Origin of the sequence: Ectopseudomonas chengduensis, assembly GCF_900102635.1 — a bacterium.
GTDB classification, from domain to species: domain Bacteria; phylum Pseudomonadota; class Gammaproteobacteria; order Pseudomonadales; family Pseudomonadaceae; genus Aquipseudomonas; species Aquipseudomonas chengduensis.
The window spans coordinates 1-13,809 of sequence record NZ_FMZQ01000008.1 but is presented as its reverse complement, the minus strand read 5'-3'; the positions used below and the strand labels follow the sequence as shown (position 1 = coordinate 13,809).

Sequence of the window (13,809 nt, the reverse complement as noted above, 5' to 3'; positions counted from 1 at the left end):
CCAATGCCGTGCATGAGCGGGCGTCGCTGAGCCTTTTTGGTTCGTATCGTAGGCTCAGGAAGCCGGTTGAACGCGCGCCTCCTCGACGAAGTCGCGCAGCCAGCGCAGCACTTCGACGGCTTCCCAGCGAGTCGGATCGAACAGCGCATAGGCCAGACCCTGGTAGCCGACCACATCCAGTTGCCGATGGTAGCCGGCGCGCTGCAGCAGCGCCTCGATCTCGGCGAAGCAGGTATTGAAGTGCTGACGATTGAAAGGGGTGCGGCTCTCGGTGACGATGCCCTCGAGCTGCAGTTCCTCGACCATCTCGCGTACCCGCTCCAGCGGCATGCGGTTCACTCGGTGTTTTAGCTGCAGTACGTCCAGCATGATGGCGCTCCTGTGCAATCGATCATTTACCTGCGATATAGCCTAATCGAAAAATACTGTACAAATAAACAGTATTGAGTGATATTGGCCTCACTTAGGCGACAACAACCCGTCCACCACCTGAAGGTGGGCGCCTTGCGAGGGGGTATTGGCAATGCAACAGATGCTGATGACGATTGTGCTATTGGCCCTGCTGAGCGGCTGCGCGCAACCGCAGATTGATCGACCACAGGCCAACGGTGCCTACCTGGTGATCGAGGGCGAGCAGGCCTGGGCCGTGCTGGTCTCCGATGGCCAGCGTGTCGAGGAGACGGGCATAGTGCTCGACGTGATTCGACTGCCCAGCCATCACTCCAACATTGCCGCCAGTTACGTGATCGAAACGCCCAACTGCGGCAAGCTGCAGTGGCTGACCGAGCGCCATGGTGCTGCAGAGGGTGAAACCACGCTGTTGCCGGCCGCCTTCAACGAGCAACTGAGCAAGCCCGGCTGCGTGCTCGCGCAAGGCCTGAGCCGAGCCTGGACGGCCCTGGATTATTCCGGCTGACCCGTTGGGTGCGCCGCGCGCACCGACATTCGCCGGCGGGGTAATTGGCGAGACGCGCAAAGAAAAAGCGCCGCGACCTCAACGGAAGCGGCGCTTTTCATTTATGGGTTACCGAGAGTTGCGTTTAAAGCAGGTGTTGCTTGTCCATCTCGATGGCGGCATCGAGGGTTTCCAGCAGCGCCTTGCGCACCTTCAGCTTGGTGTTCTTGTGTGCGGTCATGTTGATCTTCTTCATCTGCTGCGCCACCGCCTGAGTGGTGGCCAGCAATTGCTCGGCCGGTACCACCTTGTCCAGGAAGCCGGCATCTACAGCGCCAGCCGGGTCGAACATCTCGCCATTGATCACCGAACGGTGGAATGCAGACTTGCGCAGACGATCACGAGCCAGCTCGATACCGACGTGGTGCATGGTCATGCCGATCTGCACTTCATTCAGGCCGATATTGAACGGACCTTCCACGCCGATACGGTAATCGGCCGACAGCAGGATGAACGCACCCTTGGCCACGGCATGACCCGGGCAGGCGACGATGATCGGGTAGGGGTGGGCGAGCATGCGTCGCGCCAGCGTGGAGCCAGCAGCCACCAGGTTGATTGCATTCTGCGGGCCCGAGGTCATCACCTTCAGGTCATAGCCGCCGGAAAGAATTCCCGGCTGGCCAGTGATGACGACGATGGCGCGATCCTGCTCGGCGCGGTCGAGGGCGGCATTGAACGCAGCGATCACGTCAGGCGAGATGGCATTGACCTTGCCATTGCTCAGGGTGAGGGTGGCGATGCCATCTTCGAGTTGATAGCTGATCAGGTCGCTCATGGCGGTTTTCCTTGTTAGAGCCTTGGGGGCGAATGTGGGCAGAAGGTACTCAGCCGCAGCGCTCTGGTAAAGCGCCGCGGCTGACTGGCTGGTCAGTGTTTTTGCCTATCGCGGCTATGCCGGATGGCAATTGGTCGAACGCAAAGCCAGGCCTTTATGGTGAGCAGCGAACCGAAGGAGCTGCCCCATGAACACCCTCTACTCCATCCTTTATATGCTTGCCGTGATCGGCCTGTTGCTGGCATCGGTCGTGCTCAGCGAAACCTTCTACCTGCGCAGCCCATCCGGCGTGCTGCTGCTATTCGGCTTGGGCCTGTTCATGTCCCTGGGTTTTCTGCTGTTCGGCCACATTCGCTTCGACGAGCAGCCCTGTGAGAAGCACGAGGAAAACCCGCTGCGCTCTTAAGCGCATGAATCCTTTAAAAAAAATTTGCCATCGAGAAAACATTCGACTACATTAGCGCGCCTCGACGGGGTAAACGCCAAAACGTCGAGATCCGGTGAAGTGTCCGAGTGGTTGAAGGAGCACGCCTGGAAAGTGTGTATACGGGAAACCGTATCAAGAGTTCGAATCTCTTCTTCACCGCCACTTTCGTAATACCTAAAGCCCTGAGAACTGAGAAGTTTTCGGGGCTTTTTGCTTTTCAGCTTTCGGCAGGTGTCGAAGAAGTGTCGAAAAGCGGATTCAGGGTCAAAGCATCCTGCAGATGGTCCGGCGACAGGTGCGCATAGCGCATGGTCATTGCCAGCGACGTATGCCCCAGGATTTTCTGCAGCGTCAGGATGTTCCCGCCCCGCATAACGAAGTGACTGGCGAAGGTGTGGCGTAGCACGTGCGTTGCCTGGCCGGCCGGGAGCTTGATCGAAGTCTTCTCCAGTACACGGCTAAAGGTCAGCATGCAGTTGGTAAACAGGCCGTGGCGCTTGAAGTAGATCTGCAGTGCCTTTTCCAGCTCTCTATCGATAGGAATCGACCGGGTTCGCTTCGACTTGGTGTTGGCAAAGGTCACCATGCCGTTTCTCACTCGCTCAGGTGTCAGCGCCTGGGCTTCTCCCCACCTGGCACCCGTACTCAGACAGACGCGAGCGATCAGGCCAATTCCAGGGCTGGTCGTGCGGTCATCCAGGGCCTCGAGCAGTTCGGCTATCTGGCAGGTCGAGAGGTAGGAAATAGGGCGTTCCTGCAGGCGTAGCGGGCGGACCTTGGCCAGCGGGTTGGGATAGTCGATATCGCCGAGACGGTGCAGCTCGTTGAACAGGGCTTTCAGGTAGCCGAGCCGGTTGTTTAGCGTCTTGCCTTGAATGCCAGCCTTGAGCAGTTCGCTGCGTGTTTCGCAGAAGGCATTGCCGGTGAGCTTGACCGCGATGGGGTCGCCCAGGTCTTTAGCCAGGTTCTGCAGGGTGCGGAGGATCGCGGCACCATCAGCTAAAGCATGGCCATGGAGTTCGTGATACCGGGTGCAGAGTTCAGATAGGCGGCGACGATCTTTCGGCTTGGGCGTCCAGGCTGGCGAGTCGATGCAATTGGCCCTGCAGGTCGCTTCAAAGCGCTGGGCTTCACCCTTGGTCTTGAAGGTCTTGCGAAAGCGCCGGCCCTTGATGGGTTCAACGTCGACTTTCCAGCGTCCGTCAGGCAGTTGCTCTATTGCCATCAGACAGCACGCCCCCAACGCACATGCCGTTCTTCAAGGATGCCTTTGATGTGCTTATACAGCCCGTCTTCATCCATGCCTTTGGCGGCATAGTGGTCGCGGATCACCGGCCAGCACTCCCAATCCTTGAGCCGATAGAAAGCCTTTCTAGCGCCCACTCGCTCCCGTGCCAGCAGGCTGACGAAGTTTCCCAGGAATAGCTCGACGTTCTTACCGGAGAAGCCGCGCGAGGTCTTGTATTGGCGCTTGTACTCGGTTTCATCGACCAGGGAATCCACCGGCAGATCCACGCGAACATCGTCACGGATCAGCGTCCAGATGGGCTCAAAGTAGCCAGGGCGAGCCAGCAACTTGAATTGGCGCAGGCCATAGCGCCACAGGCCGTCTAGGTGAGGGGCAAAGGCGGCATAGCTGTTGGTTTCGATGGTCTCGCCGCTGTGCAGGTCGAACGAGCCGGAGGCGAATTGCTGGATCACCGAGTGGTGGTAACGCAGCTCTACGCGCCATACGTCTTGCTCGGGGTTGTAGTTGTCCGGATCGGCTTCGTCGAAGCTGTCGCGACGCTTCCAGACGTTTTCCCAATAGTCGAGCTTATCGATGGAGCGGGCCTGTTCGGTCTTGTTGTAGATACCGAGCTGGACGCCACCAGCAGAGCCGAACAGGTAGGACTGACCTTTGCCGTAAGTGGCAGACTCCAGCGTCCACTGGATTTCCTTGATGCCGGAGATATCACGGGCTGCGCGTGCGCGGCAGTGCATGCGGGCGACCAGATCGGCGGGCGGTTGCCAGCCCTGCAGGTCTAGCGCGAGGTGGACCGCGCATTGGTTGCGTTCGACGTTGGTCAGCACGTGGTCGGCGTAGTAGTCCAGGCGTTCCTGCAGGCGCTCGGGGCAGAACTGGTCGATGGCATGCGGAGACACCTCGATTTTCAGGTGGGGGCCGATATTCTCGATTTTGGCGTTGAAGTTCTTCACCAGCAGGATGATGCCCAGGTCAGCATTCTGCAGCTTGTACTGGTAGCCAGAATCCTTGCTGACGCGACCCGAGTGCCAACGTTGGCCAGCGAAGTCGACGATGGTCCCTGGCTTCTCGAACAGGCTCATGATTTCCGGGCGGATCAGGCCGCGATACAACTGGCGGACGGTATCGACGCTGCAGGCCAGGATTCGGACGTTGGAAAGGTCAGTTATCCGAGCGGTCATGCTGTCGAAAAACAGCCTACCGGTCGGGGTTTTCTTGAACTCACGATCAACGCGGAGTTGGTCTTTAACTGCCATTTTCTAATGCTCCAAATAGTGCCGAATCGACACGTTTAACCTTGGTTTATCTGACGTGCTACAGGGACGTCAGCGCCCGCGCGGCGGCGCACACGCGCGCTCGTGCCTCGCACGCAACCACGCCGCCGCGCATGGCGTTCCGTTGGTGTTCGCTCACAGGGCACCCTGATAGCCGCTCAGCGACGGCCATGCAGCGCCTACCGGTGCGTTAGCGCTGGCAGAAGGAGCAGGGCGCGAGGGCTGGTTTTGGGGAGGCTGTTGTTCTGGTTGTGTCTGAGCAATCTGGCCGTTGGGATCGGGCAGGCGATCAGGCTTCGCAGGATCGAATGCACCTTCTTCGACGTAGGCCATGCAGGCTTCAAAGGACACCACCGCTCTAGTGCCTTGCTGGGTGTTGCAGCGACAGCCGTAGACCTTGCCGTCGCGATAGCCCAGGACGAGGCGCTTGTGATTCCTGGCCACCATCTGTTGATCGGTGGAGTACATGCAGGACAGACGCGGATAGGTGACGGGCCGGGTGATTTCGTCGTAGATCGGCGCCGAGCTGGGCACATCGGGTAGGCGGGGCACTCGCAGGGCGACGTACTCTTCAGGCGACAGCGGCGCGGCATTGTTTGGGGCTGGCTGCTGCGCCACGGGTTCGCCGGTCGGTGACGTAGCGCGCGCCTGTTCGACGGCTTCGGCCTGGGGCTTGGGCGGGGCGATACGCCGTTCATAGATGCCGTAGCCGAAGTAGCCGATACCGATGATGCAGGCGATAAACACGAACAGCGCCCGAGGCGGCTTGAACTTCATGTGATGCTCAGAGCCTTCGGCCACGGACTGGTACACGCCGAAGTACTTCTTATCGAGTAGGACGCGGGTCGCCTGGCCGTCGCTGAAGTCGTTCTTCTTCTCGACGTCCATGTTCACGCGCTCGAACTCCCAGCGCTTGATGACCTTGCCTTTGTGGCCTCGCACGTAGTGAATGTGCGAGTTGCAGAGCTTGCGGAAGTGGGTGTCGATCAGGCCGGGGTTCTGGGTAATGCAGTGCAGTTCATGGCCGCGATGGCGCATGGTTTCCAGGGCGCTGGCGTAGGCGGGGACGGCAGAGCCGGCAGGGCGCACACGGAAGAAGGTCTGCGCTTCGTCGATGACGATCATGGCGTTCTGCGGCAGCTCGTGCCATTTCTGCGGCTCATCGAATTCTTGCCAAACGGCCTCGAGGACTTCGGCATTGGGATCGAAGCCGCGGATGTTGTGGTAGTAGACCGGGCGGCCTTCTTTCGCGGCTTTGGCGTCTACTTCCTTGATGGTGTTCAAGGTCTTGCCGTTGCCCTGCAGACCTGTGCGCAGGACGAACATCAGCCACCTGCCTTGTTGAGCAGGGCGAGGCCGGTGATGGTGCCGGTGATACGGTCCATCCCGGCCAGCATCAGGCGAGCGATGACAGCGGCGATGATGATGTTGATGGCCACATCGACCTTGGCCATGCCGAGGATGGCCGCGACGGGTGGCGGGATGGACCCGAACAGGCCTTTGACGTAGCTGTCGACGGTGTCGATCAGTTGGCCGATACCGACATAGGCAACGTAGGCAAAGCCCAGGGAAGCCAGCGCCCGGAAGACCAGCCCGGAAACGATGGAGCCGAGGAAGGTGGCGAGTAGTGGTAGTAGTGGCATATCAAGACCCCTTGATTCCGCGTCCGATGGAGACTGCAAAGAAGATCGAAGCCAGGGCCACAATCAGCGGGCCGATGGCTTGGGCGAAACGGCAGGCGGGCTCCCAGCTAAACGAGTAGCTGCGGCCCATGACGGAAAAGCTTTGTGGTGATGGGCACGACTGAGGCAGCCAGCGGCCTTTGTTCACGGCTTCGGTGAACAGGCTGCTGACGGCGATAGACTTCTCTTCCAGCTGGTAGTCCTCGCCGGCCAGCTCGCTCTCGATGTCGCGCTTAACCTGTTCGTTGTACGTCCACTGGCATATCTGGTTTTTGTTGGCGCGCAGAATGGCGCACTGGATGACGTCGCCTTCGCACTTCAGCTCGGTGTCGCAATCTTCGCCCTCGACGCTGGGCTTTACGCATTTGTTCGGGTCGGTTTTGGGGTCGCAATCGCCGTCATCGTTGCCCTTGCACTGGTTGGGATCGGTTTTCGGGTCGCACACACCATCGCCATCACCCTTGCATTGATTCGGATCGGTCGCGGGATCGCATTCGCCATCCCCTTCGCCGTCTCCCTCGCCATCACCGTCACCTTCTCCATCCCCATCGCCGTCCCCGTCTTCTCCATCGCCGTCTTCGCCGTCACCATCATCGGGCGGGCAGACTTCGCCGGTGCTGGGGTCGCATTCCTCAGGTTCATCAGGCACGCAGGTGGTGCCGGACCATGAGTGGCCAGGGCCGCAATCTGGCGGCGGGTCGGTCGGGTCCGTTGGGTCGGTGGGATCGGTCGGCGGGGTGCCACCGGTGGGGTTGTCGCCGGGCTGGCATTCAGCGCCGGTGAACGTGCCTACGCCCCAGCAAACGCCAGTGGTAGCGCCTTCGGAAACAGGGGCACATTCAGAGGTACCCAGGGCGATACGGCAACCGGCCTCGCAACCATGTTCGATAGGGCCAAGGCCGTTGAGGTCGGGGCGAAGCATGGACCAGGTGGTGCTTTGGTCCTTTTTGGATTCGCATTGAGATGGCGGGGGCTCACAGATGCCGGTGTGAGGGTTATAGACAGCGGGCTGAGTACAACCATTGCCAGAGCGCTGGACAGTAACAGCGCCACGAGCAACAACGTTGCCAGTTGTAGCGCTACGGCGCTCATAAGGACAAGAAAATAGATTTTCGCTACTACCAGGGGAGCAGGCAGACAGGGTAACAAGATTCATATCCCAATTCTGGGAAGAGAGATTTAGGTGTGCAGCATCCTGAGGAGTGGAGTTGCGAATATCATTGCAGCGAGAGAGACCACACATCCACCAATAATCCTCAGCCTGAGTTAGCCCCGAGTAAGACCCAGCCGAAACAATCAGCAGAGCCAGCGCGACATAAAAGCGTGTCCGGCGCATATCAAACCCGCCCAAAGAACAGAGCCCAGAACGCCATAACGATGATGATCGTGGTCAGCATGTTGGCGTCCATGAAAAGCCCTTATGTGAAAAAGCCCGATAACGAGTTACCGGGCTGGTTGGTTGCAGCCGGCCTTACAGCGCGCGGCGGATGAACTTGAAGGCGGCGATCGCGATGATCACGCCGAGGACGATGCCCGCGACCTCGACGCCATCGACCTGCGCATCAGTGAGGGCAGTGGTCACACCGGCCGGGAGGGCGGCATGAGCTTGCTGTACGGCCAGCAGGCCAACAGCGGCGGAAGCACCGAGCGAGCGGCGCAGGACTTTCAGGTTTTGCATGGGTGTGTCTCCTACAGGTTGAGTGCCTTTTTCAGCACGAGAGCACCGAAGACGATGGCGAACAGCACCAGGGCGTGTTCGCGGATCTGTGCATGGTCTTCAGCGGTTAGCCCGGTCGGGCTTATCTCACTGAGCGCGACGGTGGAGAGGGTGCCGACACAAACCGGGGTCTGGCCTGCGCTCTCCCATACGCCGTCGCACACAATGAAATTCATGGCGCCCCCTTACTCGGCCAAGCTGGGGTCGCGGATGACCTCAGCCATGGCGATGCAGTCGGGGCAGATGACGAGGTCGGGCGCCGTGTTCAGATCGGGCAGCAGGTCGGGCTGGGGGGCGGACTGGTTGTAGAGCTGGCCCATGGACTGCCCGCAGCAGTCACACAGCACGCGATCAACGATCAGCACGGCGGCGCCCTCCCGTTAGGCCTTGGCCGCGTCCGGTTGAGCACCGGTCGGCTTGGGCTGTTGTTGGGTGCCTTGCGGGGCAGCAGGCTTGGCGGCCTGGCCTTTCGGGTTCACCGCCTCGATATGCACAGCCAGGTTGTTACCTTTCTGCTTACCAGCACGCGCCACTTCGAAGGTGATGCGGACCGTTTCGAGCGGGGCAAATTGGGCGCCAGAGGCGAACACCTCATCTGCAACGTCGGCAGGCACATCCATGCTCACAATGGACAGGCCGTTTTCGGTGATGCCGTCTGGCTCATCGCCGTAAAACACCTTGACGATTTTTACGTCGGTGCCGTTTTGGTTGAACGCCAGTTTCTGAGTGCCGAGAAATGCAACTTCCATAGTCGAACGTGCCATCTGTTTTTCCTCGCTTAGTTGCGCGTTATTGCGCGGTTTTGCCTTTCAGCAGGCCGAATTAGCCCAGGCAGAGGAACTTGCTAAGTTCGCCAGTGCCAGGGATTACGCGGCTTGCAACGGGTTTCTATGTGCCTAGTTATACGCTACTGAAAAGTTAAAAAGTCACTCTTGCATAAATATCATCGGTTAAAACTTATTGAGCCGAATAGTGACGCAATGGAACTTTTAACTTTGGCGATAATTAACTTTTGATCATTAATCTGGTTAACACCAAGGGCTTTGCCCTTGTCATCCCACTCTTGCCGCCGAGGGCTCGGGAGCGCGGGGCGGTGGAGCTGCCCCACACTCACGAGCGGAGGCTATTCAGGGTGGTGGGTGTTCAAGGGTTCGCTCTGCCCGTGCCTCCGTTTGACCGAACGGTGAAGCGTGTTCGGACAAGCCGGGGGCGCGGCCCTTGACCGGATGGGCCGAGGTGCAGACGGTGGGTTCGCCGGGGCGTTGGATTGAGTTACGAGCAAGGCCGAAGGACACAATTCCAACGATGGCTAGCAGGTCGAGAAGCAGGAGGACTTGAATCATGCGATCACCCCACCAGTTCGAACGGTTCGCGCAGGGGCACGAAGGGCGTGGGTTTGCCGGTGTCGAGCACAACGCTCCAGTACTTCGGCGGCCGGCTCGACGGCTTGTGTTTCTCGCAGGTATAAGCCGGCGTAACGTGGGTCCGACCATTTACCACGGACCATTGCGCGGGGCGGCAGTCGGTGCATGGTGTGGATCGGCAGGTAGCCGAGTTCGACGATGTTGGGAGCGTCGCCCAGTTTCGATTGACGTAGCACACAGAGCAGTCGCAGTTCTCGGGGTGCGGGTGTCGCACGAACGCCATGTACTTGCCCTGGGGATTGCGGGCAAAGCAGCCCGGACAGCCGCACTCCCTGGGATGTGACAGCAGGTACTGACTCGTGTTGGTCATTGGCCGACACCTCGGGCTTTGCTTTGGCGAAGCTGGCTTGCAGGCGGGTGACGATTTCGGCGTTCAGGGAGCGGTTCGCCTTTTTGGCGGCTTGCTCTACCTGGGCGCGGAGGGCTGGCGGCATGCGCAGCTTGAATTGCTGGTCAGTGCGGCTCATTGATTCACCCCCGTAAACAACACCACGCGGGTTTTGCCGAGCTTCACGCTCTCGACGGTGCCGGTTCTGATCCAGTACGCGACCTGTTCGACCGGAACACCAGCCAAGGCGGCGAAGGCGGCTTGCGTATAGAAGGGAGGATTCATGCCGTCCACTCCTGTTCCAGCAGCCAGGTGCGGAGCAGGGCGCTGTTGACCATGCGGCGCTTGCCTAGCTTTACGGTGGGGAGAACGCCTTTCATTGCCCAGGCACGCGCGGTGCCGTAGGTCAGGCCGTTCCGGTCGGCCCAGGACTCGACGGTTTCCACGTCCTGTTGCGGGCCTATCAGCTTCGAAGGTTCCAGCTCTTCCAGTTCCATGCTCGTTCCGTCACTATTCGTGTGGTTCTACACAAAACGTGTAATAAATAATTTATCGATGCAGGGGCATGATGGCCTTTGATGAATTATTTATCAATAAATTATTCATCATTTATAAGAGCTTTTTGGAATGATCGAGGAAAGGCTTAGAACCCTAGTGAGGCACATAGGGGCCACGAAGCTGGCTGAGGCCACTACGATCAAGGAGCGCCAGAGGTGGCAGACCGTGGCGACCAATCGGAAGGTGAAGACCCGGATCGAGGATCTAGAGGAGCTGCTGAAGGTATTTCCTCAATACGAGTTGTGGCTGTGGAGGGGGGAGGTAGACCCTGCAAAGGGCCAGGTTTCGCCTGGATACGAAGAGGCCAATTCAAACTTGCCCAATCAAAACGCGGGATAGCGATTACGACGGAAGTAGCTAGGCGTTGGTATGCCCGTAGTTTTAATTTAACCAAGTGACAAGGAGGTTGCGTTGTCTTTTCTAAGCAGTATCAAAGATTTTCTTTCTAAACGATATTTGGAAGTTGCAGTGGCATTCGCTGCTATTGCTGTGGGTGGTGTTCTATATGCCTACTTCTCTAAGTTTCATGGAGGATGGAGCCCTGATCAAGATACGTGGGGTCAGTTTGGTGACTTTGTAGGAGGCACGCTAAATCCATTGCTTGGCTTTATATCTGTTGTGGTTTTGGTTTCTACACTAAACCTGCAAAGAGTAGAGTTGAAAGAGGCTAGGGCTGTAGTTAAAGAGGGAAATGAGTTGCTTGAGTCGCAGTTGAGAGCAATTCATTTGCAGTCCTTAGAGGTTACTTTTTTTAAAGTGATGGAGGAGTTTGAGAAGAATGCGATTGTTCTTGCTTGTAAGAAGGTTGAACATGAGAAATCATTATTTAGTGCGGTTTATTGCTATGTTTCAGCAGGGGAGCAGAAAGGAATAGTAGACAAAGGGTTTAAATCTAAAGGTAATTACTTTAAATTTATGACAGGGGGTGCTGTGGATTTTGGAGAGTTCAAATATATGTTGGTCGGGAAGATTATTAATCTTCTGGAAATTGCGGAGGGGCTTAATAATAATCAGATACATTATTCTCTGATTCAGTCGGCTGTTGGTCCTGTATTGATGTCTGCTGCGATTCATTTTATTAGCGTTGAATATCCGGAGTTATACCCTCGAATTGCAAAGGCTAAAAGAACTCTCTGGGGTATAAATCCCGAGCTTGTTTATTTGGATGTGATTGCAAAAGACTTTCTAAAAGATTCGTCTTATGAAAAGTATGTAAAAGATAAGGATCGTATAATCACAAAGAGAGAGCGCATTCTCAAGCTTCATGAGCAGCCTAAAATAAAGAGCTAAATTCGAAGTTGTTAACAAAGGGAGTCGTAGGTGAGACCTGACAGGGAAGATATGCCAACCTATCTCCGGAGCAAGAAAAAGCCCGGCCCATGGCGAATGGTGGCCATCCTGGGCGTGGGTTCCGCGATTACCTGGAGCGTGATCGCGTTGTTTGCTAAGCCAATCGTGATCAATGTTGACCAGCTCAAGCAGGCGATCCACGTAGACGGCAAACCCCTGTTCAGCCAGCAACCGGCACCACAGCCCTACAGTGAGCCGGAAGAGCCTATAAGGCTGCCATCTATTCCCATCGATCCACCCGCGCAACGGGTTGCATACGAGCCGGTAAGCCAGCCTCAGCCACATGCATCGATCCAGTGGACAGAGGAAGAAAAGGCGAGGGCGATTGCCAGTTCGCAGAACGTGTTCAGTGACAAGAACTACACGCCCAAGCAGCCGGCCAGCACCTACACACCGCCCGCACCCCATCGCATAGCCCAGGCACCCCAGCAGACGCAGCAGCGCCAAGCCAAGCAGGTAAGCCGCGAGCGTACTTCCAGATGGATCAAGAGCTGGAACGGCGGCAGCAACTACCTGGCTGAGTGGCTATCGGTGAACAACTACATCGACGGCACCAGCGTTTGCGCCAATCACCGGCGCGGATCAATCGATTACAGAGAATGCCGCAAGGCCGCCAAGCAGCACTTTCATGAAGAGTGTAGAACCTGGCGTGCCCGCTATGACAGTGACCGCGAGACGAGCAGTGATCGCATGAAGACGCGCTATTGCTCTGCGGCGAGTAGTTTTAACCCGATGGGATGAAAAATGGATTCAGGGCTTTTAAGGCAGAGGCGCAACCTTGTATCAATAAGTTCTGTACTTATTGTTTATGACTTTGCAGAGATTAAGATAAGGCAAGTTGGGTGGATGGGGACATCTATTGAGGTTGGAAATCCGGCAGCGCTATCCATTATTGTCTGGGTAGTGTGGCTTTACTTTTTTCTAAGGTACTATCAGTACTGGTCTAGCGAGAAAGACGCCAATGTTTGGAGGGACTTGAACGATCTAGTTAGTTACAGAGCCATTGCTTATTGTGAGAAAAAATACTCACTTGATAGAAGCTTTAATTGGGATGGGAGTTATGTTTTAAAGCGGAAAAGTGTTTTTAGGTGGTGTGTTACTTGGAGCGAGTATCAGGTTAATTTTAAAAAAAGGTGAGGTGCCATCTTATGATATGCCTGTCTTATTGATGATGGGTTGGAGTTTGATTATTTTATCCAAATACTGCATTAACAAAAAGCACATGAGTGAACACGTGCTGCCATTTCTATTGGGTATATGTGCGCCGCTAGTAAAAGTTTATTCCATGCTTTAAGTCATTCGCTATCCTAGAGTGCTGGGTTCTATGCATTAAGCCAATTAGGAATGTCTTTCATATCATGCAGTGCGCGCAAAACATCGCTGTGGGTGTCTTGATCGACGAAGAACACAAGGAAGGGATAGCGCTGGAGTGGTCAGGAACGAAGACCAGGCAGGTCTAGTTCATGGTCATAGTGGGCAGAGCCGGAAGCAGTATGGCAACTGATTTGCTTGTAAGCTCGCTCCAGGGCGACTAAGGGATCGGCTATGTCGAGGTTGCAGAGCCTTTCTTTTCTGGACGAAGCAGTGAGGACAGCCGAGCTGCAATAAGTTCGGACTCAGCCAGCAATTGGACGGACTCTTGTTCCCAGACAGGGACCAGGCCTTGCAGGTCTTCTTCTTGATTAGCGCGCAGGCACCACTGATAGCGGTCATGCCAATCGCCAAGCACTGACTGCATCTGCTTGAGTGCTTGAAAGGTGGCAGACGGCAGCGGTGACAGTCGTGGGAAGGCTTCAGCGCAATAGCGAAGACGTTTGGCGAGCAACCTTAGTTCGTGCGGATCATGGTTGGTGTTGCCAAGCGCAGACATTAGCTGTCGAGACTGCTTGGTTATCTGGTTGACGATGGTTATTGCGAGGCTATCGAAGTCGCCTTCTCGCTGAGCTGCACGAAATTCGCCAGGCCATAGATCAAGGCGTGTTGCTGCTGACCGAAAACTGACCCAGTAGAGGCTGTTCTGCCGACTGAAAACTGACCCAGGTGTTCAACTGCTTCTGCTCAATTTTTGAGCAG

At 56.7% G+C, this 13,809-nt stretch carries 19 protein-coding genes, 1 tRNA gene and 2 pseudogenes; 6 read left to right on the top strand and 16 right to left on the bottom strand.

Annotated features, from left to right (window positions below):
• Positions 1-54: 54 nt before the first annotated feature.
• Positions 55-369: a hypothetical protein gene (locus tag BLS08_RS13850; protein WP_017676830.1), complete on the bottom strand. Its 315-nt coding sequence runs from the start codon at positions 367-369 to the stop codon at positions 55-57.
• A 154-nt stretch (positions 370-523) separates the two neighbouring features.
• On the opposite strand from BLS08_RS13850, the gene BLS08_RS13845 reads away from it, so the two are divergent.
• Entirely contained in the window at positions 524-916 is a 393-nt protein-coding gene (locus BLS08_RS13845) for a hypothetical protein (protein WP_003460092.1), read from the top strand.
• A gap of 124 nt (positions 917-1,040) precedes the next feature.
• Here BLS08_RS13845 and BLS08_RS13840 read toward each other — a convergent pair whose 3' ends face one another.
• The gene (locus tag BLS08_RS13840; protein WP_017676831.1) at positions 1,041-1,730 is read right to left on the bottom strand and encodes a crotonase/enoyl-CoA hydratase family protein; all 690 of its coding nucleotides are present in this window, start codon (positions 1,728-1,730) and stop codon (positions 1,041-1,043) included.
• A 187-nt stretch (positions 1,731-1,917) separates the two neighbouring features.
• On the opposite strand from BLS08_RS13840, the gene BLS08_RS13835 reads away from it, so the two are divergent.
• Positions 1,918-2,136, top strand: a complete 219-nt coding sequence (locus BLS08_RS13835; RefSeq protein ID WP_017676832.1) for a hypothetical protein — start codon at positions 1,918-1,920, stop codon at positions 2,134-2,136.
• Positions 2,137-2,229: 93 nt separating this feature from the next.
• Positions 2,230-2,319: transfer RNA gene (locus tag BLS08_RS13830), tRNA-Ser, on the top strand.
• Positions 2,320-2,374: 55 nt separating this feature from the next.
• Here BLS08_RS13830 and BLS08_RS13825 read toward each other — a convergent pair.
• The 13 genes and pseudogenes from BLS08_RS13825 to BLS08_RS13770 all read right to left on the bottom strand — a co-directional run bounded on the left by BLS08_RS13825 (position 2,375) and on the right by BLS08_RS13770 (position 10,325).
• Positions 2,375-3,382, bottom strand: a complete 1,008-nt coding sequence (locus BLS08_RS13825) for a phage integrase (RefSeq protein ID WP_090336841.1) — start codon at positions 3,380-3,382, stop codon at positions 2,375-2,377.
• Positions 3,382-4,659 (bottom strand): hypothetical protein, encoded by a 1,278-nt coding sequence (locus tag BLS08_RS13820; protein ID WP_090336839.1) that lies wholly within the window; start codon positions 4,657-4,659, stop codon positions 3,382-3,384. The genes BLS08_RS13825 and BLS08_RS13820 overlap by 1 nt, the downstream gene beginning before the upstream one ends.
• A gap of 153 nt (positions 4,660-4,812) precedes the next feature.
• Entirely contained in the window at positions 4,813-6,003 is a 1,191-nt protein-coding gene (locus BLS08_RS13815; protein ID WP_090336837.1) for a zonular occludens toxin domain-containing protein, read from the bottom strand.
• Positions 6,003-6,320 carry a DUF2523 domain-containing protein gene (locus BLS08_RS13810; RefSeq protein WP_017676836.1) on the bottom strand — a complete coding sequence of 106 codons (318 nt, stop codon included), beginning with the start codon at positions 6,318-6,320 and terminating at the stop codon, positions 6,003-6,005. The genes BLS08_RS13815 and BLS08_RS13810 overlap by 1 nt, the downstream gene beginning before the upstream one ends.
• Position 6,321: 1 nt before the next feature.
• Positions 6,322-7,281: a virulence factor TspB C-terminal domain-related protein gene (locus BLS08_RS26450; RefSeq protein ID WP_090336835.1), complete on the bottom strand. Its 960-nt coding sequence runs from the start codon at positions 7,279-7,281 to the stop codon at positions 6,322-6,324.
• 549 nt (positions 7,282-7,830) lie between these two features.
• Entirely contained in the window at positions 7,831-8,037 is a 207-nt protein-coding gene (locus BLS08_RS13800) for a major capsid protein (RefSeq protein ID WP_021489699.1), read from the bottom strand.
• A gap of 11 nt (positions 8,038-8,048) precedes the next feature.
• On the bottom strand, positions 8,049-8,252 hold the full coding sequence (locus tag BLS08_RS13795; protein WP_012018527.1) for a hypothetical protein: 204 nt from the start codon (positions 8,250-8,252) through the stop codon (positions 8,049-8,051).
• Between the two features lie 9 nt (positions 8,253-8,261).
• The gene (locus BLS08_RS13790; protein WP_090336834.1) at positions 8,262-8,441 is read right to left on the bottom strand and encodes a hypothetical protein; all 180 of its coding nucleotides are present in this window, start codon (positions 8,439-8,441) and stop codon (positions 8,262-8,264) included.
• Positions 8,442-8,456: 15 nt separating this feature from the next.
• Positions 8,457-8,840 (bottom strand): hypothetical protein, encoded by a 384-nt coding sequence (locus BLS08_RS13785; RefSeq protein ID WP_090336832.1) that lies wholly within the window; start codon positions 8,838-8,840, stop codon positions 8,457-8,459.
• 583 nt (positions 8,841-9,423) lie between these two features.
• Entirely contained in the window at positions 9,424-9,723 is a 300-nt protein-coding gene (gene pflM, locus BLS08_RS26550; protein ID WP_239690623.1) for a lysogeny maintenance protein PflM, read from the bottom strand.
• 121 nt (positions 9,724-9,844) lie between these two features.
• Positions 9,845-9,967, bottom strand: a pseudogene (locus tag BLS08_RS26725) (Arc family DNA-binding protein); the annotation flags it as partial.
• A complete protein-coding gene (locus tag BLS08_RS26360) occupies positions 9,964-10,113 on the bottom strand; it encodes a hypothetical protein (protein ID WP_167375886.1) in 150 nt (49 codons plus the stop codon). The gene BLS08_RS26360 and the pseudogene BLS08_RS26725, both read right to left, overlap by 4 nt.
• On the bottom strand, positions 10,110-10,325 hold the full coding sequence (locus BLS08_RS13770) for a hypothetical protein (protein WP_013715705.1): 216 nt from the start codon (positions 10,323-10,325) through the stop codon (positions 10,110-10,112). The genes BLS08_RS26360 and BLS08_RS13770 overlap by 4 nt, the downstream gene beginning before the upstream one ends.
• A 130-nt stretch (positions 10,326-10,455) precedes the next feature.
• Here BLS08_RS13770 and BLS08_RS13765 point away from each other — a divergent pair, with 130 nt between their 5' ends.
• The 3 genes from BLS08_RS13765 (at position 10,456) to BLS08_RS13755 (ending at position 12,477) form a co-directional block, all read left to right on the top strand.
• Positions 10,456-10,725 carry a DNA-binding protein gene (locus tag BLS08_RS13765; RefSeq protein WP_090336826.1) on the top strand — a complete coding sequence of 90 codons (270 nt, stop codon included), beginning with the start codon at positions 10,456-10,458 and terminating at the stop codon, positions 10,723-10,725.
• Positions 10,726-10,797: 72 nt separating this feature from the next.
• Positions 10,798-11,676, top strand: a complete 879-nt coding sequence (locus BLS08_RS13760; protein WP_139204237.1) for a hypothetical protein — start codon at positions 10,798-10,800, stop codon at positions 11,674-11,676.
• Between the two features lie 51 nt (positions 11,677-11,727).
• Positions 11,728-12,477, top strand: coding sequence for a hypothetical protein (locus BLS08_RS13755; protein ID WP_186351477.1), 750 nt, complete (start codon positions 11,728-11,730; stop codon positions 12,475-12,477).
• A gap of 802 nt (positions 12,478-13,279) precedes the next feature.
• On the opposite strand, the pseudogene BLS08_RS13745 reads toward BLS08_RS13755, so the two are convergent.
• Positions 13,280-13,711, bottom strand: a pseudogene (locus BLS08_RS13745) (CHAD domain-containing protein); the annotation flags it as partial.
• Between the last annotated feature and the right edge of the window lie 98 nt (positions 13,712-13,809).